Origin of the sequence: Streptomyces endophyticus, assembly GCF_035798155.1 — a bacterium.
GTDB lineage: Bacteria > Actinomycetota > Actinomycetes > Streptomycetales > Streptomycetaceae > Streptomyces > Streptomyces endophyticus.
Genome location: NZ_JAOZYC010000212.1, coordinates 1 through 25,730 on the forward strand (window position 1 = coordinate 1; position 25,730 = coordinate 25,730).

A 25,730-nucleotide genomic window follows, 5' to 3' on the forward strand; every position below is an offset into this window, starting at 1 on the left:
CCCCCCCCCCCCCCCCGCGCCTCAAACGCCGGCGGGGCTGGAGATACCTACCAGTCCCGGCCCGAGCGGCCGCGCTTCGTGTCGGAGCGGGCCTTCTTCTGACGAAGGCGCCGCTCGTTGACACCACGCGACACCCTCGTGGCCCGCCTCGGCTTCGGCGGCGGCGCCGTGGCCTCCGCCAGCAGCGCCGCGAGCCGCACCGCCGCCGTCTCCCGGTTGCGCCACTGCGACCTGTGCTCCGAGGCCCGGACGGAGATCACGCCGCCCACGAGCCGAGGGGCGAGCCGCTCCAGGGCCCGCTCCTTCCAGACACGCGGCAGCGCCTCCGTCGCCGCGAGGTCGAAGCGCAGCTCCGCCGCCGAGTCGGACGTGTTCACATGCTGCCCGCCCGGCCCGGACGACCGCGAGAAACGCCAAAGGAGCTCGGCCTCCGGGAGGACGACCGAACCGCGGATGGGATAGGGACCGGACATGCGTCCATGGTCGCGCGTCCGTACGGTCCGCGTCACCCGCATTTACCGGGCCCGCGGGCGTCCCGTGGCGTCCGGGTAAAGAAAGTAAAGAGACCTGGAACCTTCCCCACCCCTCACGACGTTCCTACGGGTACGAGTAGCTTCGGCTGCACACGTACAACCAAGTACGTCCGTATTTAACGAGGGAAGGACTCCCGAACCATGGCTGTAAGCCTGTCCAAGGGTGGCAACGTCTCGCTCACCAAGGAGGCTCCGGGCCTGACCGCTGTCACCGTGGGCCTCGGCTGGGACGTCCGCACCACCACGGGTACCGACTTCGACCTCGACGCCTCGGCCATCGCGGTCAACACCGAGGGCAAGGTCTACTCGGACGGTCACTTCGTCTTCTTCAACAACAAGGAGACGCCGGACCAGTCGATCGTCCACACCGGGGACAACCGCTCCGGCGAGGGCGCGGGCGACGACGAGGCGATCAACGTCAACCTGGCGGCGCTGCCGGCCGACATCGACAAGATCGTCTTCCCGGTCTCGATCTACGACGCCGAGACCCGCACGCAGAACTTCGGCCAGGTCCGCAACGCGTACATCCGCATCGTGAACCAGGCCGGCGGCACCGAGATCGCCCGCTACGACCTCTCCGAGGACGCCGCGACCGAGACCGCGATGGTCTTCGGCGAGCTGTACCGCAACGGCGCGGAGTGGAAGTTCCGCGCCGTGGGCCAGGGCTACGCCTCGGGCCTGGTCGGCATCGCGCAGGACTTCGGCGTGAACGTCTGAGGTTCGCCCAGTAGTTGAGACCGGCACCAGGGCCTGTCGGCCCTGGGCCGTGGACGTCAACCAGCCGTGTCCGGTTTGCCGTTCCCGTACAGCCAGGTCTCCCAGACCCCGGCAAGGGCCTCGCCCTTGCCGGGGTTCTCGCGTTCCACGTAGGCCGTGAAGTCGTCCGTGTCGGCGTTCTTGTACTTGTGGTCCTTCGGCCAGCTCTTCAGCAGGGCGAAGAAGTCGGTGTCCCCGATCGTTCTGCGGATCTCGTGCAGCACCATCGCGCCGCGGTCGTAGACCGGGGAGTCGGAGAGGTGCGCGGCATTCGGCGGCTTCGCGGGCGGGAAGGCCCAGACGCCGTCGCTCGCGGGCCGCTTCGCGATCGCCTCGAAGGTCTGCTGCGCCGTGTCCCCGCCGTGGTCCTCGTCCCACAGCCACTCCGCGTACGTCGCGAAGCCCTCGTTCAGCCACATGTCGCGCCAGGAGTTCGGGGTGACCGAGTCGCCGTACCACTGGTGCGCCATCTCGTGGACGAGCAGGCCGAGATCGGGGGCGCCGGGGAAGACGGGCCGGTTCTGGGTCTCCAGGGCGTAGCCCACGTCTCCGTCGCGGTCGACGATCGCGCCCGTGGACGAGAACGGGTACGCGCCGAACCGCTCCGCCTCCCAGTCGACGACCTCCGGCAGCCGGGCGAGCACCTTCGCACTCGCCTTCGCCTCGTCCGGGTCGACGGCGGTGTACACGGGAATCCCCGCGGGCGTGCGGCCCCGCTCCGTCTCGAACTCCCCGATGGCCACGGTCGCCAGATAGCTCGCCATCGGCTGCCGCACCCGCCAGTCGTACGCGGTGCGCCGCCCGTCGGGCGACCCCTTCGCGCTGCGCAGCTCCCCGTTGGACACCGCCTGTACGCCGGCGGGGACCGTGATCCGGATGTCGTACGTCGCCTTGTCCGAGGGGTGGTGGTTGCCGGGGAACCAGGCCATGGAGCCGGTCGGTTCGCCGAGGGCGAGCGCGCCGTCGGCGGTGCGCAGCCAGCCCTCGCCCGTGCCGTCCGGGTCGGTGATCGTGACGGGTTCGCCGTCGTAGCGGACGGTGGTGCGGAAGGTGTGCCCCTCGGGGAGCTCGTCGTGCGGCCGCACGGTCACCTCGTGCCCGGCGCGGCTGGCCACGGCCTTCTCGCCGTCGACGGTGACCTTCCGCACCGTCAGCCCCTTCAGGTCCAGGTTGAACGCGCTGAGCGCCTGGCCGGCGGTCGCGGTGATCTCGGCGGTGCCGGAGAGGTGGTGCGCGTCCGGGTCGTAGGAGAGGTCGAGGGCGTAGTGGCGGACGTCGTAGCCGCCGTTCCCGAGCTTGGGGAAGTACGGATCGCGCAGGCCAGAGGCGCCGGGCGCGCCGTGGACGCCGCCGTCGCACGCGGCGACGGCGGCGAGAACGCTGAGGAGGGCGGCGGGGAGGCGGAGTCTGCGGCGCACGCCGAGATCTTATGGCCCCATTGCCCCGGTACGGGCGTCCCGCCGTGCTCCTGCCGAGGCGCCTGCCGGGCTCCTGCCTGGCTCCTGCCTGGCTCCTGCGGTGCCCCTGCCGGGCTCCTTCCGAGGCGCGTACAGGACCTTTACAGAACCGCGATCCCCAACGGCCGCTCCCCCGCGGCCAGTCGGCGGGTGTCGCCGCTGTCGATGTCGACGACGGTGATGCCGTTCCAGTAGCCGTCGCGGGTGAAGCCGCCGGTGACGTACGCGGTCCCGCCGTCCTCGGAGACGGCGACGTCCTCGTGCGGCCCGTCGAGCGGCACGACCTTCTCCTTGCCGCCGGGGGTACGGATGGTGAGCGAGGGGCCCTCGTCCTCGGACGGGTCGATGGGCCCCGTGCCGACGGCGAGGAGCGTCCCGTCGGGGGTGATCGTGACGCCGTGCTGATGCGTGTTGGCGGTCATCCGCTCGATGGTCGAGCGGCCGGTGTCCGGGTCGACCACGACGAGCTTCTCGCCCTCGAAGGGGAAGAGGAGCTTGCCGTCGGAGGGCCGTACGGCGGCGTAGTGCGGCTTCAGCCACGAGCCGAGGCCGCCTTCGGTGCCGTACGGGGCGACCTCGATGCGGCGGGTGTCGCCGCTGCGGGTGTCGAGGACGGTGACGTCGAAGGAATCGTGGTCGGTGGCGTACACCTGGCGCCCGTCGCGCGACACGTCGACGTCGAAGGGCCGCCGCCCGACGGAGGTGGTGTCGGTGACCTTCCTGGTGCTGGTGTCGATGGTCTCCAACGTCCCGTTCCCGTCGGGGACATTGACGCCGACGTACGCGTGCCTGCCGTCGGGCGCGAGGGCGATGCCCATGCCGCCGCCGCGGTACTCGCCGTCGGTGACGGGGCCGAGGTCTCCGGTCTCGCCGGTCTCGCCGGTCTCGTACGGGATGAGGGCCTCGCGCTCACGGCTGTCCGTGTCGACGACGGCGACGCCCTCGGCGGTAGCGACCCAGGCCCGGCCGTCGTCACCGACGACGAGCCCGTACGGGGCGTGGCCGACCTTCACCGAGTCGAAGGCGCCCTTGCCGGGGGCCGGGTCGACGAAGGAGACCGTGTCGGCGCCGAAGTCGGCGACGAGGAGGGTGCCGTCGGGGGTCCTGGCGGACTTCTCGGCGGGCTTCTCGGGGGACTTTTGGGGGGACTTCTCAGGGGACTTCTTCGCGGGAGAACTCGCCTTGCCCGAAGGGGAGTTGGTGTCCGCCTGCGTCGCTCCGCATCCGGTCGCGAGCACCGCGACGGCGACCGCCGCGAGGACCGCGCGCCTCACCGTACGGCCCGCAACAGGCCGGCGATCTCGGCGAAGCCGCGCCGCTCGGCGTGTTCGAGGGGCGTGATGCCGTCGCCGTCGGGCAGATCGGGGGTCGCGCCCGCCGTGATGAGCAGCTCGACGATCTCCTGGTGCGCACGGCCGCCGTCACCGAGGATCACGGCCTCCAACAGGGCGGTCCAGCCCAGCCGGTTGACGTGGTCGACGTCGATGTCGGTCTCGCGGAGGACAGCGCGCACGTAGTCGACGTGGCCGCGTTCGGAGGCCGGGATGACGGAGATTCCGCCGAACCGGTTGGTGACCTTCAGGTCGGGCCGGGCGGGCAGCAGGGCGCGCATCATCTCCACGGAGCCGGTGACACCGGTGGCGAGCCACGCGCTGTCGTCCCGGTCGTCCTGGGCGTTCGCGTCGGCACCGGCCGCGACGAGCGCCTCCGCGACCGCGACGTGATCGTTGAGGGAGGCCAGGAGGAGCGGCGTACGACGGTGCGCGTCACGGGCCTCGACGTCGGCACCCGCCGCGAGGGCACCCCGGACGGCGTCGGCGTCGCCCTGAGCGGCGGCGGCGAGGAGCGTTCGGTTGTTCTCGGTCTGCTGCATGGTGCGACTCCACATCAGGTCCCCGTACAAAATTAAGCCCCTGCCCATTAAGCCCCGCCGGCGATTGAGGCGCGGGGTCCGGGGCGGAGCCCCGAGGCCGCAACACCGTCACCGGTGACACGATCGTCGGGGCTCCACCCACCAACCGGTGACTAGCCGAGCTCGGCGACGCCCGCCTGGGCGAACTTCTCGTCCAGGTCCCCGGACGGCGCACCCGCGACACCGATACCCGCGATGGGCGCGTTGTCGGCGGCGACCGGCGCCCCACCCGCGAGGAACAGCGTGCCGGGGATGTCCTTCAGGTTCGGCGTCGACTCAAGGCGCTTCGTCAGCTCGGAGGTCGGCGCGTTCCAGGAGACCGCGGTGTACGCCTTCTTCACGGCGGACTCCGGCGACTGCGGACCCGCACCGTCACCGCGCAGCTCGACGATCGTGTTGCCGTTGCGGTCGACGACGGCGACGGAGACCTTCTGGTTCTCCTTCTTCGCGGCCTTCAGGACGGCCTCGGCGGCGTCGGTGGCGGCGCCCACGGTGAGGTGCTTGGACTCGAAGGTGTTGCCGGCCTTCGCGGCGGCGGGCTTGGCGGCGGCGGCCTGGGCGGCCGGCTCCGAGTCCGCGGCGCTCGCCGAGTACGCGCCGAACCCGCCGAGGGCGATGGCGGCGGCGAGCGTGGTGCCGGTGACGACGCGGGTGCGCTTCGAGATCTTCTTAGCGTGCTGCATGGGAACGACTCCTGAGTGGGTGATGCAGAGGAAAGGAGGAGGTCGACCGGGAGGCCGTTTGCCGTTCTGCCGTCCCGCTCTGCCTTCAATCCTGGGTCCGGAACCGGCCCTCACCCGTCGACGGACCGGCTCGACGCGACGCGCCGGGCGGTCGACGGCGGGGTCATCCGATCGGTTGACCCCAGGGGCGTACAACCCGGCGAGAATGGGATTGTTTGCCCAGGTCGACGCCGTGAGGAGGTGCAGGCGACCGTGACCAGGAACCGCCCCGAGCGCGCCGCGACCGGCGTCCACCACAGCGACGGCTACGACACCGACATCCGCCGCCTCACCGCGGTCATGCACGCCTCGTTCTTCCTGCTCCTGGCCGTGGCCCTGGCACGCTTCCTGATGCGCCACTCCCACGACGAGCGCTCCCCGTGGATCGTCGCGCTCTCCGTGGTCGTGGCCCTGGTGTACGGGATCGGGCTCGTGCGGGGCGTCGCGGAGCGGGCCACGGTCGGGCAGCGGGTGTGGCTGACGCTGGTGGTCGTGGTGTGGGTGGTGCTCACGGTGCTCGCACCGAGCTTCGCGTGGTGCGCCGTGCCGCTCTTCTACACGGGCCTGCGCACGCTGCCGACCCGCGCCGCGCTCGTCCTGGTGGGGCTCCTGGCGGTGCTCGTCATCCTCGCCCAGCTGCGGCTCGCCGGCCGCCTCGACCCGGACCTGCTGCTCGGCCCGCCGACCGTCGTGGTGATCGCCACCGCCGTGTTCCTCCAGATGGAGCGGCAGGCCGCACGGCAGCGCAGGCTCATCGACGATCTGATCCGCACCCGCCGCGAACTGGCCGCGTCCGAACGCCGTGAGGGCACGCTCGCCGAACGGCAGCGGCTCTCCATGGAGATCCACGACACCCTGGCGCAGGGCCTGTCCAGCCAGCAGATGCTGTTGCAGGCGGCGCAGCGGGTGTGGGAGGCCGACCCCGGCAAGGCCCGCGCCCATGTCGGCACGGCCGCGTCGATCGCCGAGCACAACCTCACCGAGGCGCGCCGCTTCGTGCACGATCTGGCCCCCGCCGACCTGGCCCGTGGCCTGGCGGAGGCGCTGCGTGCGGTGGCCGCGCGGGAGTCGGGCGACCGGCTCACCGTCCAGGTCCGCGTCGACGACGACGGGCGCGCGGACCGGCTGCCCGACCGGGTGCAGTCGGCCCTGCTGCGGATCGCGCAGGGCGCGCTGGCCAACGTACGGGAGCACTCCGGGGCGGGTAGCGCGGTGCTCACGCTGACGCTGCTCGACGACCAGGTCGTACTCGACGTCGCCGACGACGGGTGCGGGTTCGATCCGGCCGCCCTGCCCGCGGGGGCCTCCGGCGTGCGGGGGCACGGGATTCCGGCGATCCGGGCGCGGGTGCGGCAGCTGGGCGGGACGTTGACTCTTGAGTCGGCGCCGGGGGAGGGAGCGGTCGTCTCCGCCGCGATTCCGTTGACGCCTGCGACGGGGGCGAGGCCACGGGGCTCCGCCCCGGACCCCGCTGCTCAAACGCCGCAGGGGCTTGAAAATACCGACCCGAACCGGAGCCCACCGACATGACCCAGCCCATCCGCATCCTCCTCTGCGACGACCACGTCGTCGTGCGTGCCGGGTTGCTCGCGTTGCTCGACAGCACCGCTGACATCGAGGTCGTCGGCGAGGCCGGGACCGGGGAGGAGGCGATCGCGCTCGCCGCGAAGCTGCGGCCCGACGTCGTCCTCATGGACCTCCAGCTGGGCGAGGGCATGGACGGCGTGGAGACGACCCGCCGCCTCACGTCCGGCCCGGCGCCCACCCCGCACGTCCTCGTACTCACCACGTACGACACCGACGCCGACATCACCCGCGCCATCGAGGCGGGCGCGACGGGCTATCTGCTCAAGGCGGAGCGGCCCGAGGAGCTGTTCGCCGCGATCCACGCGGCCGCGGAGGGCCGCACCGCCCTCTCCGCCCCGGTGGCCAGCCGCGTCATGGCCAATATGCGCAAGCCACGGCCCACCCTCACCGACCGCGAGCGCGACATCCTCGCCCAGCTGGCGCACGGCCTCGGCAACCGGGAGATCGCCAAGGCCCTGTTCATCAGCGAGGCCACGGTCAAGACCCACCTGGGCCGGATCTACGACAAGCTCGGCGTGGACACCCGGTCCGGCGCCGTCGCGGTGGCGAAGGAGCAGCGGCTGCTCCCGTGAGGGCAGTGGCTGCTCCCGTGAGGACCGGGCCCGGGCCCGTGACACCATCTCTACGTGCTCGACATCGGTTACGCCCTCTCCCGCCGCTTCCCGGACCCGCCGCAGACGGACTACCGGCGCGCGGACGTCCACGCGCTGCGCCACGACCTGTTCTGCGGCGACGTGTACCTGGCCGACACCAAGGCCGACCAGGAGCTGTCCACAGCCTGGGGATGGGTGCCGGTGCTCGACTTCGCGTGGGCGCTGTGCGACGTCGTCGAGCAACTGGACAAGGACCCGCGCGGCAGTCGCTCCTCCACTCCCCAGCACGCCGAACTGGACTTCACCGAGTCGAGCGACTGCATGCTCTTCGAGCGCCGCTTCGGCTGGGTGGACATCGCGGCCGACTGGATGCCGACCGAGGAACCGGCCTTGACCTTCTCCCACTCCGCGCTGCGCCGCGAGGCCCGGGACTTCCTGCACGACCTGCTCGCCGACCTCACGGACATGCACGAGGACCTGGCCGACAACCCGGCCCTGTGGGACCTTCAGGCCCGCTTCCCCCGCCTCCCGTAACCGGCTCACGTAACCGGCCCACCCGGTTCGCCTACTCCACCCGCACCCCCAGCTCCGCCGCGAACACCCCTGCCAGGTCCATGAGTTGGGCCGGTGAGATCACCGCGCCGCCCAGCCGGTCCACGCCCCGCGCGATCCCCAGCTCCGCGGCGCCCCGCAGGTCGACGTCCGTCAGGGTCGCCGCCGAGAAGTCGGCGCCCTTCAGCGCGCAGCCCGCGAACTCCACCCGCTCCAGGCGCGCGCCCCCGAAGTCCGGCTCCACCAGCACGCATCCGTCGAACACGACGTCCTTGAGGCGCGCCTTCCGCAGGTTCAGGTAGTCGATCTTCCCGCCCCTGATCACCACCCGCTCCAGGGCCGCCCCGTGCAGCTGCACCCCGCCGAGCCGGGCGTCGACCACCTCCACGTCCCGCAGCGTCGCCTCCGCCAGGTTCGTGCCCACGCCCCGCACGTCACGCAGCACGGAGTCGATGAATCTGGCCCGCGCGAGGCCCGCCTCGTCGAGCGCGCACCCCGTCAGCGCGCAGTCCATGAACCGCGCCCCGATCCCCTCCTGCCCGGCGAGGTCCACGCCCCGGAACTCCACCCCGTCGTAATCCCCGTCGGGTTCGAGGCCGCGCCCCTCCCACGGCTCCAACGGAGGCAGACGCACCTGGGGCCGCCGCGCCTTCTTCACCTTCGCCGGGGCCTGTCCCGCGGCCCGACCCGCACCACCACGCCTGTCGCTCATGACCCCATGCTGCCCGGCCCCACTGACAATCCCCGCCCACCCCCAAGTGACCTGCGCAAACGGCGCGATGTCACATCCGCGCCCGCCCCGCACGTCGTATCCGTGAAGGCCATCCGTACGCCCCGATCACGCAGTCAGGAGCACCCATGCGTCACCCCACCCCCGCCCTCACCGTCATCGGCGGAGGTCTCGCCGGACTGACCGCCGCCATCACCGCGGCGGAGGCGGGCGCGCGCGTCACCCTGCACGAAGCGCACCACACGCTCGGCGGCCGGGCCCGCACCGCCGAGGGCCCCTACCTCACCCACGAAGGCCCGCACGCGCTCTACAACGGCGGCCCGCACTGGACCTGGCTGCGACAGCGCGAGCTGCTCGGACCGCTCGCCCCGATCCCGCCGCTCGAAGCCGCCCGGCTGCGCTTCCACCGCGACGGCGCGCTGCACCGCACCCCGCCCGCCGCCCTGCTCCGCCTCCTGCGCCACAGGCCCGAACGCGCCCCCGTGGACGAGGACTTCACCACCTGGGCCACCCGCGGCGCGGGCCCGGACGCCGCCCGCGCCGCCGCCAACTACACGGCCGTCGCCCTGTTCCACCACGACCCCGGATCGCTCTCCGCCCGCTTCGTCCAGGAGCGCCTGCGCCGCACCGCCAAGGTGCCGCCCGAGGCCCAGTACCCGGTCGGCGGCTGGTCCTCGGTCATCGACCGGATGGCGTCCCGCGCCTGGAACCTCGGCGTGCGCATGGAGACCCTGAGCCGGCTCGACACCGCGCCCACCGACACCCCGGTCGTCGTCGCCACCTCGCTCGACGCGGCCCGCAGGCTCCTCAAGGACCCCTCCCTGACCTGGGACAGCGGCCGTACGACGCTGATCGACCTGGCCGTGCGCGGTCGGCGCGGCGACGCCTTCGCGGTGTCGGGCCTCGACTTCCCGGCCTGGATCGAACGGTTCACCGCACAGGACAAGTCCCTCGCCCCGCACGGCGAGAGCCTGATCCAGGGCCAGGTCCCGATCGCGCCCGACGAGTCCAAGGCGGACGGTTCCGCGCGCGCCGACGCCCTGCTCGACCTCGCGTTCCCCGGCCGGCGCGAGCGCACGACCTGGCGCCGCGACGCCCTCGCCCAGGGACGCACGGGAGCGCTCGACCGCCCCGGCACCACCTGGCGCGACCGGCCCGCGATCGACCGCGGCGAGGGCGTCTATCTGGCGGGCGACATGGTGGCGGCTCCCGGAGTGCTCTCCGAGGTCTCCTTCACCAGCGCCATCGAGGCGACGACGCTGGCGCTGCGGCGGCCCGCCCTCACCCGCGGCCTTGACCTCAACCGCGCTTGAGGCCGAAGACTGGCGCAGGCCATCACGGACCACCCACCAGGAGCTGTCATGCACGCCATCCGCCTGCACGCCTTCGGCCCTGCCGAGAACCTCACGTACGAAAAGGTCGAGGACCCCGAGCCGGGTCCCGGGCAGGTGCGGATCGCGGTCGAGGCCGCGGGCGTGCACCTGCTGGACACCGCGATCCGCTCCGGCGTACAGGGTCCGCTGCCCGCCCTCCCCGAGCTGCCCACGATCCCCGGCCGCGAGGTCGCGGGCACCGTCGAGGCGCTCGGCCCGGACACCGATCCCGCCTGGCTCGGCAAGAAGGCCGTCGCCCACCTCGGCATGGTCCCCGGGGGCTACGCCGAGCTCGCCGTCACGGACGCGGACCGCCTCCACGAACTCCCGGCAGCCCTGGACCCGGCGCACGCCGTCGCCATGATCGGCACGGGCCGCACGACGCTCGGCATCCTGAACTTCACCACCGTCACCCCCGACACGGTCGCCCTCGTCCCCGCCGCCGCGGGCGGCATCGGCACGCTCCTCGTGCAGTACGTGAAGCACGCGGGCGGCACCGTGATCGGCCTGGCGGGCGGCCCGGCGAAGACGGCGGCGGCCGAGGCGAACGGCGCCGACCTCGCCCTCGACTACAACGACCCCGACTGGCCGGACCGGGCCCGCGCGTTCCTCGGCGTCGCCGCCACCGTCCTCTTCGACGGAGTCGGCGGCCCGACGACCGTGCGCGCCCTCGACCTCCTCGGTCCCGGCGGGCAGCACCTCATCTTCGGCTGGTCCGCCCAGGGCATCGGCACCGACGAGGGACCGCACCTCCTCGACGAGGCCGAACTCGCGCGCCGCGGCCTCACCCAGGAGCAGGTCCTCGGCCCGCCGATGATGCGCAAGGCCGGCGGCGAGAACCCCATGCGCACCCTCGAACTCGCCGCGCTCGACCACGCTGCCCGCGGCGTCCTCACCCCCGCCGTCCACCGCTTCCCGCTCGCCGACGCGGCCGCCGCGCACCGCGCCCTGGAGACGCGCGGCACGACGGGCAAGGTGGTCCTGGAGCCGTGAGCCGCGCCTAAGAGGCGGGGCGCAGTCGCTTCTCGAACCAATGGTGCGCGTACGGCTCGTCGTTGAAGGCCGCGACCTCCTCGAAGCCGTACGCGTGATAGAGCCCGATCGCCTCACCGAGCGCCTTGTTGGTGTCCAGGCGCAGCAGCTCGGCGCCGTGCCCGGCGGCCCGCGCCTCCAGCTCCGCGAGGAAACGGCGGGCGAGGCCGAGGCCCCTGACCCGGGGCGCCACCCACATGCGCTTCACCTCGGCCGCGCCGCCCGGCGGAAGCTTCAGCCCGGCGCAGCCGACCGGCTCACCGTGCAGCCGCGCCACGACGAACTGGCCGTGCGGCGGCCGGAGTTCACCGGCGTCGGGCAGGAGGCTGTGCGCCGGGTCGAAACCCGTGTCGAACCGCTCCTGGAGCTCGGCGAAGTAGCCGCGCAGGCACAGCTCCGCGTCGGGGTGGTCCGGCGCGACCTCGTCCAGCGTGACCGTGCCGGCCGTGAGCAGCCGGTCCACCTCGGCCATGGCGGCGACCAGGCGGCCGCGCTGGGCGGGGCTCAGCGGGGCGAGCAGCGAGCCCGCGGCCTCATCGCTGCGCCGGTCGAGCTCGGCCCACTCGCCGCGCCCCCGCTCCGTGAGCCGCGCGGTGCGCACCCGCCGGTCCCGCTCCAGCGGCTCCACCACCACGAGCCCGTCCGCCTCCAGTGCGCGCAGCAGCCGGCTGACGTACCCGGAGTCGAGCCCGAGCCGCTCCCGCAACTTCCGTACGTCCAGCGGCGCTTGGGCCTCGCCGATCTCCCAGAGCAGCCGGGCCTGCCCGTAGGGCCGCTCGGTGCCGTGGAACCGCTCCTGGAGCACGCCGACGCGCTCGCTGACCACGCGGTTGAACCGCCGTACCCGCGCGACGTCACCTACGCCGCCGTCCTCACCCTCACGCATTCTCTGACCATAGTCAGAGAATGCGTCGTCGCGCCACCCTACGCGGCACCCACCGCCTTCAGCGCCTCGTCCGTCAGCCGGTACACCGTCCACTCGTCCTGCGGCCGCGCACCCATCGCCTCGTAGAACTCGATGGACGGCGTGTTCCAGTTCAGCACCGACCACTCCAGGCGCTCGTACCCCCGCTCCACGCAGAGCCGCGCCAGCTCCGTGAGCAGCGCCTTGCCGTGGCCGCCGCCGCGCGCCGAGGGGCGTACGTACAGGTCCTCCAGGTAGATGCCGTGCACTCCGCGCCACGTCGAGAAGTTCAGGAACCACAGCGCGAAACCGACCGGCTCGCCGGTCCCCGCGTCCTCGGCGATGTGCGCGTACGCCGCCGGGCGCTCGCCGAACAGCGCCTCGCGCAGCTGCTCCTCGCTCGCCCGCGCCTCGTGCAGCGCCTTCTCGTAGTCGGCGAGCTCGCGGATCATGGCGTGGATGACGGGGACGTCGGCGGGGGTGGCGGTACGAATCATGGCGGCAGACTAATCCGCGGCACTGACACCCGGCCGCCCGGGACCAGCCGCCAAGGACCGGCCACCAAGGAACTAACTAACTCGTGGGGTGCGTGCGCAGCCGTCGCGCGATCTCCAGGTCCACCGCGCCGAGTTCCCGGCCGTCCTCGATGTCCCACAGCGCGTTCTGCAGCACCCGGCCGAGCGTCCACGCCCGCGCCCGCTCCCGGTCAAGACCGAGGACCCCGCTCATCGCGTCGAACCGCCACACCGTCTCCTGCGGCTCGAAGCGGTTGTTCAGCGCGGGCCACAGATCGAAGCCGGGGTCGCCCGCCAGCGGCTTCGGGTCGATCGCGAGCCACGGTTCACGCTCGGCGGCCAGCACGTTCTCGAAGTGCAGGTCCCAGTGCAGCAGCCGGTCGCCGGGCTCGTCCGCGACCTCCCGCACGGCGGCCGCGCAGTCGGCGAGCAGCGCGCGCTCGGCCGGGTCGGTCACCCGGCGCAGCGCCTCCGGGGCGTCCGCGAGCATGCGCGCGGCGATGTCGGAGAGCCGCCGCATGCCCTCCGGGGCGGGCCCCGCCGTCAGCCGCGCGAGCAGCTCGGCGATCACCACGACCGCCTTGCGCGAGTCCTCCACGTCGCTCAACATCCGGTCGGAGTCGAGGCGTTCGAGCAGCATCGTGCCCGTCCCGTCGTCGTGCGCGAGGAGCCGCACGGCGCCGTCGCCGTCCCACGCCCGCAGCGCGACCGGCTCGCCCTCGGTCTCCTCGTCGAGCACCTGGAACTTGAGCGCCGCCGGCCGCCCGCCACCCACCACGGGCACGACGAGCGCGGCCATCCCGTGCATCAGCGGCCCGTCGACCGTCAGCTCCCAGCGCTCCAGAAACTCCTCCACGCGCGCGGGCAGCGCCGCGACGAACGCGCGGCCCGCCTCACCCGCGTACGTGTACTGCGACTCAACAAGGCCTACGGGTACGTCGATCACGCGGCCGACCCTAAAGCCCCGGCCCGCAGCACGTTGTGTGCCCAGAAAAATGTCGCAGTTATACGTACGACTGCGACACTTTTCCGAGCACACCATGCCCAGCGGGCCTCGCGATGTCAGTCGCCGGGAACGCCCGCATCCCTGAGCACCTTCCCGAACGCGTCCTCGTCGTACATCGCCTTCTCCGGGGTCACCTTGTCGCCGTCCACGTAGACCGTGGGCGTGCCCTCGATGCCGTCGGCGCGGAACTTCTTCATGTCCCGCACGGCTCCGTCGAACGCGGAGGAGCGCAGCCCGTCGACCGTGTCGGCGATCTTCAGTAGGAAGTCGTCCGTGTACGCGTCCGTGGTCTCGTCGGCGGGCTGGTTCGCGAAGACGGCGGAGTGGTACACGGGGAACTTCCCGGCCTCCACCTAGGCGCGCAGCGCGTTGGCGGCCGTCACCGAGCCGTGGCCGTTCAAGTTCTCGTCGAGGAACGAGCAGGACGACCGCCACCGCGGCGGCCCACAGCCGCCCCGAACCCTTCGCTCCTACGTTCACGATCCGGCTCCCACTCACCGTGCGCTCGTCCAGCGATCACCCCACAGGCGACATATGCCACGAAACCATCACCTCCCCCCTCCCGCATTCCGCCGCCGCCCAGTAACGTCCCGCGCCATGAGCAACGGCATCAGCGGCCCCGGTGGCCCCCGCGACACCACCGGTACGATCAACGGCGGCATATCGTTCTGGTACGCGGACGACGGCATCCCCCTCACCCGCGACCCCCTGCCCGGCGACGCGAGCGCCGACGTCGTCATCGTCGGCGGCGGCTACACGGGCCTGTGGACGGCGTACTACCTGAAGAAGGCCGCCCCGTTCCTGCGCATCACGGTCCTTGAACAGAAGTTCTGCGGCTACGGCGCCTCCGGCCGCAACGGCGGCTGGCTCTACAACGGCATCGCCGGCCGCGACCGCTATGCCAAACTCCACGGCCACGACGGAGCGGTCCGCCTCCAGCAGGCCATGAACGAGACCGTCACCGAGGTCATCGACGTGGCCCGCGCCGAGTCCATCGACGCAGACATCCACCACGGCGGCGTACTCGAAGTCGCCTACACCCCCGCCCAGTTGACGCGCCTCAAGTCCTTCCACGAAACAGAACTCACCTACGGTGAGAAGGACCGCACCCTGCACGGCGCCCGCGAGACCGCCGACCGCATCCGCGTCGCAGGCGCCGTCGGCTCGACGTGGACCCCGCACGGCGCCCGCCTGCACCCCGTGAAACTCCTCAAGGGCCTGGCGGCGGCGGTGGAGTCCCTCGGCGTCACGATCCACGAGTCGACGCCCGTCACCGAGATCAAGCCCAAGCACGCCATCACGCCCTACGGCACGGTCCGCGCCCCCTACATCCTGCGCTGCACGGAGGGCTTCACCGCCTCCCTCAAGGGCCAGCGCCGCACCTGGCTCCCCATGAACTCCTCCATGATCGCCACGGAGCCCCTGACCCCCTCCCAGTGGGAGTCGATCGGCTGGGAGGGCCGCGAAACCCTCGGCGACATGGCCCACGCCTACATGTACGCCCAGCGCACGGCGGACGACCGCATCGCGCTCGGCGGCCGCGGCGTCCCCTACCGCTACGCCTCCCGCACCGACAACGACGGCCGCACCCAGCCCAAGACCATCGAGGCGCTGTACGAGATCCTGACCCGCTTCTTCCCCCAGCTCGCCGGCCTCCGGGTCGACCACGCCTGGTCCGGCGTCCTCGGCGTCCCCCGCGACTGGTGCGCCACCGTCACCCTGGACCGCTCGACGGGCCTCGGCTGGGCGGGCGGCTACGTGGGCTCGGGCGTCGCCACGGCGAACCTGGCCGCCCGCACCCTCCGCGACCTCGTCCAACAGGACTCCGGCCAGTCAGGACCCACCGACCTCACCACCCTCCCCTGGGCCAACCACAAGGTCCGCAAGTGGGAACCGGAACCCTTCCGCTGGCTCGGCGTCCACGGCATGTACGCCACGTACTACGCGGCCGACCGCCGCGAACTGACCACCCACACGGCGGACTCCTCCCGCCTGGCGACGTGGGCGGACCGAGTGGCGGGCCGCCACTGAGCCCATGCCAAAGCCCCGGCCGCACAACGGCGACCGGGGCTTTCACGGAGCCCCCTGTCGGATTCGAACCGACGACCTACGCATTACAAGTGCGTTGCTCTGGCCATCTGAGCTAAGGAGGCAGCCCCAGCAGTGTAACCAACCTCGGCCGTGCACCCATCGAAAATTTCCTCGAAGGTCACGTGCTCCCAGGTACTGACAAACGCACTGCCCGCCGCTTAAAGTCCGAGCAGTTCACTCGCGTGGACTACACCAGTGCTTCACCGTCGTGGCACAAGCCGTGTCTCGACGGCCACCACCTTTACTCGGATCGTCCGGCACGTTCCTGCCGGTGAAGGGGGCTTCACAGCCATGGCTTCTGTCACGTTCGACAAGGCGACCCGTGTGTATCCCGGGTCCACCAAGCCCGCGGTCGACGGCCTGGAGATCGAGGTCGAGGACGGCGAGTTCCTCGTCCTCGTCGGTCCGTCCGGCTGCGGCAAGTCGACCTCCCTGCGGATGCTCGCGGGTCTCGAGGACGTCAACGGCGGTGCGATCCGCATCGGTGACCGCGACGTCACGCACCTGCCGCCGAAGGACCGGGACATCGCCATGGTGTTCCAGAACTACGCGCTGTACCCGCACATGTCCGTCGCCGACAACATGGGCTTCGCGCTCAAGATCGCCGGCGTGAACAAGGCGGAGATCCGGACGAAGGTCGAAGAGGCCGCGAAGATCCTCGACCTCACCGAGTACCTGGACCGCAAGCCGAAGGCCCTCTCCGGTGGTCAGCGCCAGCGTGTGGCGATGGGTCGCGCGATCGTGCGTGAGCCGCAGGTGTTCCTCATGGACGAGCCGCTGTCGAACCTCGACGCCAAGCTCCGTGTCTCGACGCGTACGCAGATCGCGTCGCTCCAGCGCCGCCTCGGCATCACCACCGTCTACGTCACCCACGACCAGGTCGAGGCCATGACGATGGGCGACCGTGTGGCGGTCCTCAAGGACGGTCTGCTCCAGCAGGTCGACTCCCCGCGCAACATGTACGACCGCCCGAAGAACCTCTTCGTCGCCGGCTTCATCGGCTCCCCGGCCATGAACCTGGTCGAGGTCCCGATCACCGACGGCGGCGTGAAGTTCGGCAACTCGGTCGTCCCGGTCAGCCGCGAGGCCCTGAAGGCCGCCTCCGACAAGGGCGACCGCACGGTGCACGTCGGCGTCCGCCCCGAGCACTTCGACATCGTCGAGACGAACGGCGAGGCCGCGAAGTCCCTCGCCAAGGACGTCTCGGACGCCCCTGCCGGTCTCGCGGTCTCCGTGAACGTGGTGGAGGAGCTCGGCGCCGACGGCTACGTCTACGGCGCCGCCGAGGTCGGCGGCGAGCACAAGGACCTGGTCGTCCGCGTGAACGGCCGCCAGGTGCCGGAGAAGGGCGCCCAGCTGCACGTCGTGCCGCGCACCGGCGAGATCCACGTGTTCTCGTCCTCCACGGGCGAGCGTCTCTCCGACTGACGGCTCCACAACCGACCACGAGGGCCCCGCACTTCGGTGCGGGGCCCTCGCGCGTCCCTCACCATTGTCGATAAATACCCCGGCAACTCGGGCATTTGGCCCTGCTTCGTCAACACGTATGCAACAAAACCACTTTGCTCGTCCCTCGTCAGAGTGACCAAATGTCGCCAAATCATCACCGAGCGCTACGCTCACTCGCGTGACGCACTCTGCCAACTACACCCAGAAGTCGCGCCGAGCTCGGGGCCGGGGCCCCGCCCGGCGCGCCGCCCGTACGCTCGCCTTCGTCCTGCCGGTGATGCTGGTGCTCTCCGGGACGCTCGCGGTCACCCGAGTCAACTGGTCCGGGAATTCCTCGGAATCGGTTCTCACGGCCTCCTCACAGGACGTCTCCAAGCGCGCCAAGTCACGCGCTCCTCAGGACGTGCTGCGCGACCGCCTCCTCCTCGAACTCCAGGAGGACGACCCCGGCGTTGCACTCACTCACCTCCAGCAGGAGATCGACCGCCGCCCGTCGCTCGCCCGGCACTGCATGGCGATCGCCAAGGCCCTCGGCCGTGCAGCCGTGGAGACCTACGGGCCGGCACGCGCGCAGTCCTTCGCCCGCCCCGTCTGTGACACCTCGTTCGCCTCGGGTGTGGCCGGCTTCCGGGCCTGAGCACCGGACCGGCCCCGAGCCGTGAACCGGTCCCGAGCCACGCTCGACCGCCGAGCCAGTGGCATCCCCGCGGGTCGTGCGCACGTACAGTTCCGGTCATGACGACCGCTGAACCGTCCGCGCACGGCCCGCATCTGTACCCCCACCGCCCCACCCAGGCCGTGGTCCTGGCGGGCGGTCAGGGCTCGCGGCTGCGCCCGTACACCGACGACCGGCCCAAGCCGATGGTGGAGATCCCCGGTACGGGCACGCCGATCATCGGCCATCAGCTGACCTGGCTCGCCGAGGAGGGCGTCACCGACGCCGTCGTCTCCTGCGGCCATCTCGCCGAGGTGCTCCAGGAGTGGCTCGACCAGGCGGACCTGCCGCTGCGCGTCACCACGGTCGTCGAGAAGGAGCCGCTCGGCCGCGGCGGCGGCCTGAAGTTCGCGGCCGCGCACCTGCCCCACCAGGACCAGCCCTGGTACGCCACGAACGGCGACATCTGGACGCGGTTCTCGCTGCGCGAGATGGCCGACTTCCACCATGAGCGGGAGGCGACCGCGACCCTCGCGCTGGCCCGCCCGCGCATCCCGTGGGGCGCCGTGGAGACGGACGCGTTCGGCCACATCACCGACTTCGTCGAGGCGCCGCCGTCCCCGTATCTGATCAACGCGGGCGTGTATGTCTTCTCCGCCGGGTTCGCCTCCCTGCTGCCGGACCTCGGGGACCACGAGCGCGCCACGTTCCCGCGCCTGGCCCGCGCCAAGCGGCTGGCGGGCTTCCAGCTCCCGCAGGGCGCGTACTGGCGGGCGATCGACACGGCGAAGGACCTCACGGAGGCCGCGAAGGAACTCGCCGCACAGGGCCGCTGAGCGCCCCGCTTCTCCTCTTCCCGTACGCCGATGGGGCCCCGCACGTGGATCGTGCGGGGCCCCATCGGCGTACGGGGAGGAAGAGCGCGCTACTCGCCCAGCAGTCCGCCCACCAGGCCCGGCTTCTCGCTGTCCTGGCCGCCGGACGAGGTGCCGCCCGAGCTCGGTGAGCCGCCGGTGCTCGACGGCGGCTGCTGCTGCGGCGCCGACTGCTGGGGCGGGGCCTGGCCCGCGGTGGTGCCCTGGGTGGGCGTCGTCGTCGTGCCGCTCGTGGCGGCGCCCGTGCCCGCGGTCGCTCCGGCGGAGCTGGGGGCCCCGGACGGGCTCGCCGTGGTGCCCTGCGTCGGCGCGTCGGAGGACGAGGCCGACGGGCTCCTGGTGTGCTGGCGCTGCGGGGCGCTGCTGCCGGGCTCCGAGGGGAGCGGGGAGCCGGGCACCTCGTTGCGGGGCGCGTCGCCGGGGCCCGGGGCGGTGACCCGGTCGGCGTCGCGGACGGCGCCGCCGAGTACCGAGCCGATGAGCAGCGTGCCGCCGATGACGAGGGTCGCGACGACGGTGCCGCGGCGCAGGACGTAGTTGCGCAGGTCCCACAGTGCGGCGCGCGGTCCGAGCCGCCGCCAGGCGCCGCCCGCGAGCCGTCCGTCGATGGAGTAGACGGGGGCACCGGCGATGATCAGCGGGGACCAGGCGGCGAGGTAGATGATGTCGGGCGCGTCGTAGGCGGGGAGGGTCTTCCAGCTGACGGTGACGAGCAGCGCCGCGGAGAGCAGCGCGCCGACACCGGCGGCGATCCGCTGCCACAGGCCGAGGACCGTGAGCACGCCGACGATGACCTGGAGGAAGGCGATCACGAGGCCCGCGCCGACGGGGTGCTGGAGCGCCCAGTCGCGGAGCGGTTCGGCGAGGGCCCAGGGGTGCAGCGAGTGCAGCCACTTGACCATCGAGCCGCGCTCTCCGCCGTCGAAGTAGACGGGGTCGCAGAGCTTGCCCATGCCGGCGTAGATGGAGATGAAGCCGAGGAAGACGCGCAGCGGGAGCAGCACGACGCCGAGGTTCATCCGGCGGCCGGGATAGTAGGCGTGCCGGACGGGTCCGTAGCGGCGGGCGGCGGTGCTTTCGCCGTCGGCACCGCCGTCCCTGCCGCCGTCCGGCGAACCGATCCGTACATCGAACTCGTCGTCCCCGTACGGGACTTGCTCGAGCTCGCCGGTCTCTTCGAAGGCGCTGCCGGACTGGCGCATGCGCGGCAGGATCCGCGTGGGGGTGTCCGCCCCGCCCGGCCAGGGGCCGACGGTGGGCGTCTCCTGGGTGGGCTCGCCCGTGGGCGAATCGCGGTAGAGGCCGAGGTCGTCGGCGAAGTCGCGCTCGTCGACGCGCGGGATGACCTGCGTGGCGGTGCCGTCGTCCGGTTCGCCGGAGCGGCGTGCGCCCTGCAGGAGCCCGCTGGTGTCGAGGCCTCCGCCGTTCATGACGACGGGGCGGCGCCTGGCGCCGGGCGTCCCTGCGGCGGTGATGACGGGGATGCGGGTGGTCGCCGCGTCGGCTCCGGCCACGCCCGTGGCGCTCAAGTGCCGTGAGATGCGCGGGAGTTGCGACTGCTGCGCCGTGGGGAGCCGCACGCGGAAACTCGCGTGGTTGACGATGACCTGCGCCGGATCGCACGGAACCTTCACCATGCTCAGCGCGGGACCTTCGTCGAATCCCGACGTGCGGTCACCCGAGGGTGTGCGGGGCGTTCTGGTGTCCACACTCATCTAACCGAGTGATGTGTGTTTAGGACACTGCCTCCGCCCCACCGAAATGTCCGGGCCCCGTCAAGGATCTCGGGACCCGGACAACGGGCGTCGATCAGGCGCGGCGGCGGGCCGCCTCGTACAGCACGACGCCCGCGGCGACGCCGGCGTTCAGCGACTCGGCGCCGCCCGGCATCGGGATCCGGACGCGGTAGTCGCAGGTCTCGCCGACAAGGCGGGACAGGCCCTTGCCCTCGCTGCCGACGACGATGACGACGGGACCGCCGAGGGCCTTCAGGTCGCCCACGGTGTGCTCACCGTCGGCGGCGAGACCGACCACGGCGATGCCCGCCTTCTTGTACTGCTCCAGGGTGCGGGTCAGGTTGGTGGCACGCGCGACCGGCGTGCGCGCCGCGGTGCCGGCGGACGTCTTCCACGCCCCCGCCGTCATCCCGGCCGCGCGCCGCTCGGGCACGACGACGCCGTGACCGCCGAAGGCGGAGACGGAACGGACGACGGCGCCGAGGTTGCGCGGGTCGGTGACCCCGTCGAGCGCGACGATCAGCGGGTCGACGCCCGCGTCGTACGCGGCGGCGGTGAGGTCCTCCGGGAACGCGTAGTCGTACGGCGGGACCTGGAGGACGAGGCCCTGGTGGTTGAGCCCGTTGGTCATGCGGTCGAGCTCGGGGCGCGGGGCCTCCATGAGGTGGATCCCGCCGCGCTCACCGGCGACCTGCAGGGCCTCGCGCACCCGCTCGTCGTTGTCGATGAACTGCTGCACGTACAGCGTCGTGGCGGGCACGCCGCCGCGCAGCGCCTCGACGACCGGGTTGCGGCCGACGACCATCTCGGAGGTCGACTTGCCGCGCGGACCGCCGGTGCGGCTGGTCGGGCGGCCCTGGGCACGCTTGGTCTTGGCGTTGGCGACACGCTGCTTGGCGTGGCCCTTGCGCATCTCGGCGGGCGGCGTGGGGCCCTTGCCCTCGAGGCCGCGGCGCCGATTGCCACCGCTGCCTACCTGCGCGCCCTTCTTGCCGGACATGCGGCGGTTGCTGTTGGCGGCCATGACCTACCTGTCTCTTACGGAGTCTGTGGGTTCTGCGGGTTATCTGCGGGTCATACGGGTGCGTACGTCTATGAAGTGTGCCGCCCGAAGCGCCGGGCGGCACATTTGGCTGCTCGGCCGGGGTCAGCCGAGCGTCCAGCGCGGCCCCGAAGGGCTGTCCTCGATGGTCAGACCGGACTGCTTGAGGCGGTCGCGGATGGCGTCGGCGGTGGCCCAGTCCTTGCGGGCGCGGGCCGCCTCGCGCTGCTCCAGCAGGAGCCGTACGAGGTGGTCGACGACGCCGTGCAGGTCTTCGCCCGAACCGCCGTCCGTGCCGGCCCACTCCTCGTCGAGCGGGTCGAGGCCGAGGACGCCGAGCATGGCGCGCACCTCGGCGAGACGGGCGACGGCGGCTTCCTTGTCGTCGGCGGCGAGGGCGGAGTTCCCCTGCCGCACCGCGGTGTGCACGATGGCGAGCGCCTGCGGAACGCCCAGGTCGTCGTCCATCGCCTCCGCGAAGGCGGGCGGCACCTCGTCCGAGGGCGCGACCGTGCCGCCGGCCAGCTCGCCGACCCGCTGCACGAAGCCCTCGATCCGGGCGAACGCCGACTCGGCCTCGCGCAGCGCGTCCTCGCTGTACTCGATGGTGGAGCGGTAGTGCGGGGTGCCCAGGTAGTAGCGGAGCACGATGGGCCGCCAGTGCTTGACCATCTCGGCGACCAGCACGCTGTTGCCCAGCGACTTCGACATCTTCTCGCCGGACATCGTGACCCAGGAGTTGTGCACCCAGTACGAGGCGAACGCGTCCCCGTACCCCTTGGCCTGCGCGATCTCGTTCTCATGGTGCGGGAAGATCAGATCGATCCCGCCACCGTGGATGTCGAAGGCGCTGCCCAGGTACTTGTGGGCCATCGCCGAGCACTCCAGGTGCCAGCCGGGACGGCCCCGGCCCCACGGCGTCTCCCAGCTGGGCTCGCCGGGCTTGACGGCCTTCCACATGGCGAAGTCACGGGGGTCCCGCTTGCCGGTCTCGCCCTCGCCGGAGGGCTGCAGCAGATTGTCGAGCTCCTGGTTGGACAGCTCCAGGTAGCCGGGGAACGACCGCACGTCGAAGTAGACGTTCCCGTCGGCCTCGTACGCGTGCCCGCGCTCGATGAGCCCGCGCATCATCTCGACCATCTCGGTCACGTGCCCGGTGGCACGCGGCTCGTAGGTCGGGGGCAGGCAACCGAGCGCGGTGTACGCGTCGTTGAACGCCCGCTCGTTCTCGTACCCGATCGACCACCAGGGTCGGTCCTGCTCCCCGGCCTTCTTGATGATCTTGTCGTCGATGTCCGTCACATTGCGCACGAACGTGACGTCGTAGCCGCGGTACGCGAACCAGCGGCGCATGATGTCGAAATTGAGCCCCGACCGGATGTGCCCGATGTGCGGGGCCGCCTGCACCGTGGCGCCACACAGGTAGATCGAGACACAACCCGGAATGAGCGGGGTGAAGTCACGGATCTGCCGGGCGCTGGTGTCGTACAGGCGAATAGTCACCCCTCCAGGGTAGTAGCCCCGGAGGTGTGCCATGGGCCTCCGGCCGTCAGACCCGCCCGACGACCTTGCGGGGACTGACGCGGACCACCACCCGTTCGGCATCCTGCCCCGACGTCGGGTTGAACTCCGCGTACTTCTTGCCCGTGTACTTCAGCGACAGCTCGTCGATGAGTTCCTGGCCGCCGTCCGTGGTGACCTCGGCGATACCGCGGATCTCGGCATACGCGTACGGGTTGTCGGCCGGCTGCACCAGGACCGTCACACGCGGGTCGGCGTACAGGTTCTTCGTCTTGCGGCGGTCGACGGTCGTGGAGAACAGGACGTCGTCACCGTCGCGCTTCGCCCATACCGGGGAGACCTGCGGGCTCCCGTCGGGCTGGATCGTGGCGACAGCGATGAAGACCTTGCTGTCGAGCAGTGCCTTGAGCTCGTCGGACAGCTGGGCTGACATGGCCTCACTCCTTCTCGGGGGACGGTTGGCGCGTACCCGATCCTCCTGGAACGCACCCGAGCGGTCCGGTATTTCGGCGCTCTGTTCGCACGGGTGTCACGAAGCGGGCGAGCCCTGCCGCCACCAGCGGCACCACGGCCAGCCCCGACCACAGGGCGGGCGCGGGGAGCGTGAGCAGCGCACCTGTCGCGGCGCTCCCGCCCAGCACGGCCAGCCCCGACACGGAGGACAGCGCCCCCGTCGCGAGGCCCAGGTGCCGCTCGTCCACCAGGTCGGGGACGAGCCCGCGCGCCGCCGGGACGAGCAGCATCTGGCCGAGCGTGAGCAGCACGACCAGCGCACAGGCGGGCAGCAGCGCGTGCGGGGTGTGGCGCGGGACGTACGGGACCGTGGCGGCGACCGTCCCGAACCCCGCCGCCACCAGCAGCAGTCCCCCGGTCAGCGCGGCCCGCGGCGCGATCCGGGCCGCCGACCAGCGGGTGACGGGCAGCTGGGCGCCGACGACGAGCAGCGAGGACAGCGCGAAGAGGAGGCCCACCGCGTCCTGCGAGCCGGTGGCGCGGGTGATCTCGACGGGCAGCGCGAGATAGAGCTGGTTGTAGGCGATGAGGTAGCCGCTGTACGCGAGGCAGAGCGCGAGGAAGCGGGGGTTCGCGAAGACGGCGCGGCCGCCCTTGACGCGGCGCGTGCCCGGGGCGCGCTCGCGGCGCGGCATGAGGCGCGCGTGCCCGGCGAACACCCCCACGAAGACGAGCGCGCCCGCCAGGCACGCGGCCCGGAACCCGGCGTACAGCAGCGCGGTGCCGAGCAGCGGCCCGAGGAACGCGCCGGCCTGCCCCGCCGCCGAGAAGACGCCGAGCACCTGGGCGCGCGGGACGCCGGTGGCGCGCTCGTGGTGGACGGCCTCCCGGGCCGCCTCCGACTCGACGGCGGGCGAGAACAGCGCGGCGGCGAACCCGACGAGCACGACCGCGGCGACGACGGTGACCGTGCTGCCCGCGAAGGCGAGCCACACGAACCCGGCGATCCGCAGCAGACACCCGGCCAGCACGACCGGCCGCGGCCCGAACCGGTCGGTGAGCGCGCCCCCGACCACGAAAAGTCCCTGCTGACTAAACGTACGCAGCCCGAGCACAAGCCCCACCGCCCAGCCCGCGAGCCCGATGGTGTCGGCGAGGTGGGTGGCGAGATAGGGCAGCACGGCAAAGAAGCCGATGTTGAAGGCGAGCTGGGTGAGGGTGAGGAGCCGAAGGTAGGGCGGGAGATCCCGGATCACGCTCCGCCGACGAATCGGCACATCCACGCCCCGGCGGCGGGTAAGCCAGATCAAGCCCCTGCGGCGATTGAGCAGCGGGGTCCGGGGCGGAGCCCCGCGGCCGGTCACCGTCGCCGCCCGAGGCCACCGCCGGACGCCAGCACCACGATCGCCCCCACCCCGGCCAACCCCACCGCAGGCGCCAACACCGACCACGGCGCCCGCTCCGCATACGGCAGGTTCTCCATCAGCAACCGCCCCCACTCGGGCGTGGGCGGCTGCGTACCGAGCCCAAGAAAGCCCAGGGAGGCGAGCGCCAAGGTCGTCGGCGCGAGACGCAACAGCGCATGCCGCCCCACCGTCGGCACCACCGCGCTCAACACGTGCCACCGCAACACCTGCCACCGCCCCGCGCCGGAGGCCACCGCGGCCTCGACGTACCCGGCCCCCCGCTCCGCCTCGGCGACGGCCGCCGTGTGCGCGGCGAGCGGCGCCCACCCGACCGCGGCGACGGCGACCGCCGCCCCCGCGACGCCCGCCCCGAACATCCCGGTGACAAGCAGCCCCGCCAGGATCGCGGGCATCGCGTTGGCGACCTCCGTGAGCCCCGCGGTCCACCGCATGAGCCCCAGGCCGACGCCCACCACGAAGCACACGGCGCAGACGGCCGCCGCCACGGCGAGCGTGCGCAGCGCCCCGTGGCCGAGCCGGGCGAGGACGTCGCGGCCGAGCGCGTCGGTACCGAAGGGGTGCGCGCCGGAAGGACCCGACAGCCTGGCGGCCAGATCGACCTGGAGCGGATCGCGGGTCAGCCCCCACACGATGACGGCGAGCAGCACGGCGGCCAGCGCCCCGGCGGCGTACAGCCGACCGCGCCCGCCCCCGGGCACCCGCGCGAGCCCCGGGAGCGCGCCCGCTTCGAGCGCGGGGCCGAGCAGCCGGCGCCGCACGAGCCCGACGAGCACCGCGGCCACCACGCCCAGCGCGAGCAGCACCAGCAA

The 25,730-nt window shown here is 72.2% G+C and carries 26 protein-coding genes and 1 tRNA gene; 10 read left to right on the top strand and 17 right to left on the bottom strand.

Annotated features, from left to right (window positions below):
- Nucleotides 1-47: 47 nt before the first annotated feature.
- Entirely contained in the window at nt 48-473 is a 426-nt protein-coding gene (gene arfB, locus OKJ99_RS43055; RefSeq protein WP_326024132.1) for an alternative ribosome rescue aminoacyl-tRNA hydrolase ArfB, read from the bottom strand.
- Between the two features lie 201 nt (nt 474-674).
- Here arfB and OKJ99_RS43060 point away from each other — a divergent pair, with 201 nt between their 5' ends.
- Complete coding sequence (locus tag OKJ99_RS43060; RefSeq protein WP_326024133.1) at nt 675-1,250, top strand: TerD family protein; 576 nt, start codon at nt 675-677, stop codon at nt 1,248-1,250.
- Nucleotides 1,251-1,306: 56 nt separating this feature from the next.
- Here the strand turns inward: OKJ99_RS43060 and OKJ99_RS43065 are convergent, their stop codons facing one another.
- The 4 genes from OKJ99_RS43065 to OKJ99_RS43080 form a co-directional block, all read right to left on the bottom strand.
- Nucleotides 1,307-2,707 (bottom strand): M1 family metallopeptidase, encoded by a 1,401-nt coding sequence (locus OKJ99_RS43065; protein ID WP_326024134.1) that lies wholly within the window; start codon nt 2,705-2,707, stop codon nt 1,307-1,309.
- Between the two features lie 140 nt (nt 2,708-2,847).
- Nucleotides 2,848-4,020 (bottom strand): YncE family protein, encoded by a 1,173-nt coding sequence (locus OKJ99_RS43070; RefSeq protein ID WP_326024135.1) that lies wholly within the window; start codon nt 4,018-4,020, stop codon nt 2,848-2,850.
- Nucleotides 4,017-4,619, bottom strand: a complete 603-nt coding sequence (locus OKJ99_RS43075; protein ID WP_326024136.1) for an ankyrin repeat domain-containing protein — start codon at nt 4,617-4,619, stop codon at nt 4,017-4,019. Before OKJ99_RS43075 ends, OKJ99_RS43070 begins: the two co-directional genes overlap by 4 nt.
- 152 nt (nt 4,620-4,771) lie before the next feature.
- The gene (locus tag OKJ99_RS43080; protein WP_326024137.1) at nt 4,772-5,341 is read right to left on the bottom strand and encodes a GlcG/HbpS family heme-binding protein; all 570 of its coding nucleotides are present in this window, start codon (nt 5,339-5,341) and stop codon (nt 4,772-4,774) included.
- A gap of 339 nt (nt 5,342-5,680) precedes the next feature.
- Between OKJ99_RS43080 and OKJ99_RS43085 the strand changes: the two genes are divergently transcribed.
- Genes OKJ99_RS43085 through OKJ99_RS43095 form a run of 3 tightly spaced genes read left to right on the top strand, consistent with a single transcriptional unit; the run spans nt 5,681 to nt 8,094 of the window.
- Nucleotides 5,681-6,910 carry a sensor histidine kinase gene (locus tag OKJ99_RS43085; RefSeq protein WP_326024156.1) on the top strand — a complete coding sequence of 410 codons (1,230 nt, stop codon included), beginning with the start codon at nt 5,681-5,683 and terminating at the stop codon, nt 6,908-6,910.
- Entirely contained in the window at nt 6,907-7,539 is a 633-nt protein-coding gene (locus OKJ99_RS43090) for a response regulator transcription factor (protein WP_326024138.1), read from the top strand. The genes OKJ99_RS43085 and OKJ99_RS43090 overlap by 4 nt, the downstream gene beginning before the upstream one ends.
- Before the next feature lie 54 nt (nt 7,540-7,593).
- On the top strand, nt 7,594-8,094 hold the full coding sequence (locus OKJ99_RS43095; protein ID WP_326024139.1) for a hypothetical protein: 501 nt from the start codon (nt 7,594-7,596) through the stop codon (nt 8,092-8,094).
- Nucleotides 8,095-8,125: 31 nt separating this feature from the next.
- Here OKJ99_RS43095 and OKJ99_RS43100 read toward each other — a convergent pair whose 3' ends face one another.
- Complete coding sequence (locus OKJ99_RS43100) at nt 8,126-8,824, bottom strand: pentapeptide repeat-containing protein (protein WP_326024140.1); 699 nt, start codon at nt 8,822-8,824, stop codon at nt 8,126-8,128.
- Nucleotides 8,825-8,970: 146 nt separating this feature from the next.
- Here OKJ99_RS43100 and OKJ99_RS43105 point away from each other — a divergent pair, with 146 nt between their 5' ends.
- On the top strand, nt 8,971-10,155 hold the full coding sequence (locus OKJ99_RS43105; protein ID WP_326024141.1) for an NAD(P)-binding protein: 1,185 nt from the start codon (nt 8,971-8,973) through the stop codon (nt 10,153-10,155).
- A gap of 48 nt (nt 10,156-10,203) precedes the next feature.
- Entirely contained in the window at nt 10,204-11,208 is a 1,005-nt protein-coding gene (locus OKJ99_RS43110; RefSeq protein ID WP_326024142.1) for a zinc-binding dehydrogenase, read from the top strand.
- A 7-nt stretch (nt 11,209-11,215) separates the two neighbouring features.
- Here the strand turns inward: OKJ99_RS43110 and OKJ99_RS43115 are convergent, their stop codons facing one another.
- From OKJ99_RS43115 to OKJ99_RS43130, 4 genes are all read right to left on the bottom strand, one after another.
- On the bottom strand, nt 11,216-12,133 hold the full coding sequence (locus tag OKJ99_RS43115) for a bifunctional helix-turn-helix transcriptional regulator/GNAT family N-acetyltransferase (RefSeq protein ID WP_326024143.1): 918 nt from the start codon (nt 12,131-12,133) through the stop codon (nt 11,216-11,218).
- A 38-nt stretch (nt 12,134-12,171) separates the two neighbouring features.
- Nucleotides 12,172-12,648 carry a GNAT family N-acetyltransferase gene (locus OKJ99_RS43120; RefSeq protein WP_326024144.1) on the bottom strand — a complete coding sequence of 159 codons (477 nt, stop codon included), beginning with the start codon at nt 12,646-12,648 and terminating at the stop codon, nt 12,172-12,174.
- 76 nt (nt 12,649-12,724) lie between these two features.
- On the bottom strand, nt 12,725-13,612 hold the full coding sequence (locus OKJ99_RS43125) for an aminoglycoside phosphotransferase family protein (protein WP_326024145.1): 888 nt from the start codon (nt 13,610-13,612) through the stop codon (nt 12,725-12,727).
- Between the two features lie 116 nt (nt 13,613-13,728).
- Nucleotides 13,729-14,004 carry a DsbA family protein gene (locus OKJ99_RS43130; protein WP_326024146.1) on the bottom strand — a complete coding sequence of 92 codons (276 nt, stop codon included), beginning with the start codon at nt 14,002-14,004 and terminating at the stop codon, nt 13,729-13,731.
- Between the two features lie 265 nt (nt 14,005-14,269).
- Here OKJ99_RS43130 and OKJ99_RS43135 point away from each other — a divergent pair, with 265 nt between their 5' ends.
- Nucleotides 14,270-15,703, top strand: a complete 1,434-nt coding sequence (locus OKJ99_RS43135) for an NAD(P)/FAD-dependent oxidoreductase (RefSeq protein WP_326024147.1) — start codon at nt 14,270-14,272, stop codon at nt 15,701-15,703.
- Between the two features lie 48 nt (nt 15,704-15,751).
- Here OKJ99_RS43135 and OKJ99_RS43140 read toward each other — a convergent pair.
- Nucleotides 15,752-15,825 (bottom strand) — tRNA-Thr (locus OKJ99_RS43140).
- A 229-nt stretch (nt 15,826-16,054) separates the two neighbouring features.
- On the opposite strand from OKJ99_RS43140, the gene OKJ99_RS43145 reads away from it, so the two are divergent.
- The 3 genes from OKJ99_RS43145 to OKJ99_RS43155 all read left to right on the top strand — a co-directional run bounded on the left by OKJ99_RS43145 (nt 16,055) and on the right by OKJ99_RS43155 (nt 18,703).
- Nucleotides 16,055-17,191, top strand: a complete 1,137-nt coding sequence (locus OKJ99_RS43145; protein WP_326024148.1) for an ABC transporter ATP-binding protein — start codon at nt 16,055-16,057, stop codon at nt 17,189-17,191.
- A gap of 199 nt (nt 17,192-17,390) precedes the next feature.
- A complete protein-coding gene (locus OKJ99_RS43150) occupies nt 17,391-17,849 on the top strand; it encodes a hypothetical protein (RefSeq protein ID WP_326024149.1) in 459 nt (152 codons plus the stop codon).
- A gap of 98 nt (nt 17,850-17,947) precedes the next feature.
- Nucleotides 17,948-18,703, top strand: a complete 756-nt coding sequence (locus OKJ99_RS43155; RefSeq protein ID WP_326024150.1) for a nucleotidyltransferase family protein — start codon at nt 17,948-17,950, stop codon at nt 18,701-18,703.
- Between the two features lie 89 nt (nt 18,704-18,792).
- Here the strand turns inward: OKJ99_RS43155 and OKJ99_RS43160 are convergent, their stop codons facing one another.
- The 6 genes from OKJ99_RS43160 to OKJ99_RS43185 all read right to left on the bottom strand — a co-directional run.
- The gene (locus OKJ99_RS43160; protein WP_326024157.1) at nt 18,793-20,451 is read right to left on the bottom strand and encodes a DoxX family protein; all 1,659 of its coding nucleotides are present in this window, start codon (nt 20,449-20,451) and stop codon (nt 18,793-18,795) included.
- A gap of 100 nt (nt 20,452-20,551) precedes the next feature.
- Nucleotides 20,552-21,502, bottom strand: a complete 951-nt coding sequence (gene rlmB, locus OKJ99_RS43165; RefSeq protein ID WP_326024151.1) for a 23S rRNA (guanosine(2251)-2'-O)-methyltransferase RlmB — start codon at nt 21,500-21,502, stop codon at nt 20,552-20,554.
- Nucleotides 21,503-21,625: 123 nt separating this feature from the next.
- Nucleotides 21,626-23,023 (bottom strand): cysteine--tRNA ligase, encoded by a 1,398-nt coding sequence (gene cysS / locus OKJ99_RS43170; RefSeq protein ID WP_326024152.1) that lies wholly within the window; start codon nt 23,021-23,023, stop codon nt 21,626-21,628.
- A 46-nt stretch (nt 23,024-23,069) separates the two neighbouring features.
- The gene (locus OKJ99_RS43175) at nt 23,070-23,474 is read right to left on the bottom strand and encodes a PPOX class F420-dependent oxidoreductase (protein ID WP_326024153.1); all 405 of its coding nucleotides are present in this window, start codon (nt 23,472-23,474) and stop codon (nt 23,070-23,072) included.
- A gap of 4 nt (nt 23,475-23,478) precedes the next feature.
- Nucleotides 23,479-24,750 (bottom strand): MFS transporter, encoded by a 1,272-nt coding sequence (locus OKJ99_RS43180; protein ID WP_326024154.1) that lies wholly within the window; start codon nt 24,748-24,750, stop codon nt 23,479-23,481.
- A 104-nt stretch (nt 24,751-24,854) separates the two neighbouring features.
- Nucleotides 24,855-25,730 (bottom strand): ABC transporter permease (locus OKJ99_RS43185; RefSeq protein WP_326024155.1); only part of this gene is annotated, 876 nt, incomplete at its 5' end.

Coding starts and splice junctions, on each gene's coding strand:
- arfB (WP_326024132.1), bottom strand. CDS start 473: ATGTCCGGTCCCTATCCCATCCGCGGTTCGGTCGTCCTCCCGGAGGCC.
- OKJ99_RS43060 (WP_326024133.1), top strand. CDS start 675: ATGGCTGTAAGCCTGTCCAAGGGTGGCAACGTCTCGCTCACCAAGGAG.
- OKJ99_RS43075 (WP_326024136.1), bottom strand. CDS start 4,619: ATGCAGCAGACCGAGAACAACCGAACGCTCCTCGCCGCCGCCGCTCAG.
- OKJ99_RS43080 (WP_326024137.1), bottom strand. CDS start 5,341: ATGCAGCACGCTAAGAAGATCTCGAAGCGCACCCGCGTCGTCACCGGC.
- OKJ99_RS43085 (WP_326024156.1), top strand. CDS start 5,681: ATGCACGCCTCGTTCTTCCTGCTCCTGGCCGTGGCCCTGGCACGCTTC.
- OKJ99_RS43090 (WP_326024138.1), top strand. CDS start 6,907: ATGACCCAGCCCATCCGCATCCTCCTCTGCGACGACCACGTCGTCGTG.
- OKJ99_RS43100 (WP_326024140.1), bottom strand. CDS start 8,824: ATGAGCGACAGGCGTGGTGGTGCGGGTCGGGCCGCGGGACAGGCCCCG.
- OKJ99_RS43105 (WP_326024141.1), top strand. CDS start 8,971: ATGCGTCACCCCACCCCCGCCCTCACCGTCATCGGCGGAGGTCTCGCC.
- OKJ99_RS43110 (WP_326024142.1), top strand. CDS start 10,204: ATGCACGCCATCCGCCTGCACGCCTTCGGCCCTGCCGAGAACCTCACG.
- OKJ99_RS43115 (WP_326024143.1), bottom strand. CDS start 12,133: ATGCGTGAGGGTGAGGACGGCGGCGTAGGTGACGTCGCGCGGGTACGG.
- OKJ99_RS43120 (WP_326024144.1), bottom strand. CDS start 12,648: ATGATTCGTACCGCCACCCCCGCCGACGTCCCCGTCATCCACGCCATG.
- OKJ99_RS43135 (WP_326024147.1), top strand. CDS start 14,270: ATGAGCAACGGCATCAGCGGCCCCGGTGGCCCCCGCGACACCACCGGT.
- OKJ99_RS43145 (WP_326024148.1), top strand. CDS start 16,055: ATGGCTTCTGTCACGTTCGACAAGGCGACCCGTGTGTATCCCGGGTCC.
- OKJ99_RS43155 (WP_326024150.1), top strand. CDS start 17,948: ATGACGACCGCTGAACCGTCCGCGCACGGCCCGCATCTGTACCCCCAC.
- rlmB (WP_326024151.1), bottom strand. CDS start 21,502: ATGGCCGCCAACAGCAACCGCCGCATGTCCGGCAAGAAGGGCGCGCAG.
- OKJ99_RS43175 (WP_326024153.1), bottom strand. CDS start 23,474: ATGTCAGCCCAGCTGTCCGACGAGCTCAAGGCACTGCTCGACAGCAAG.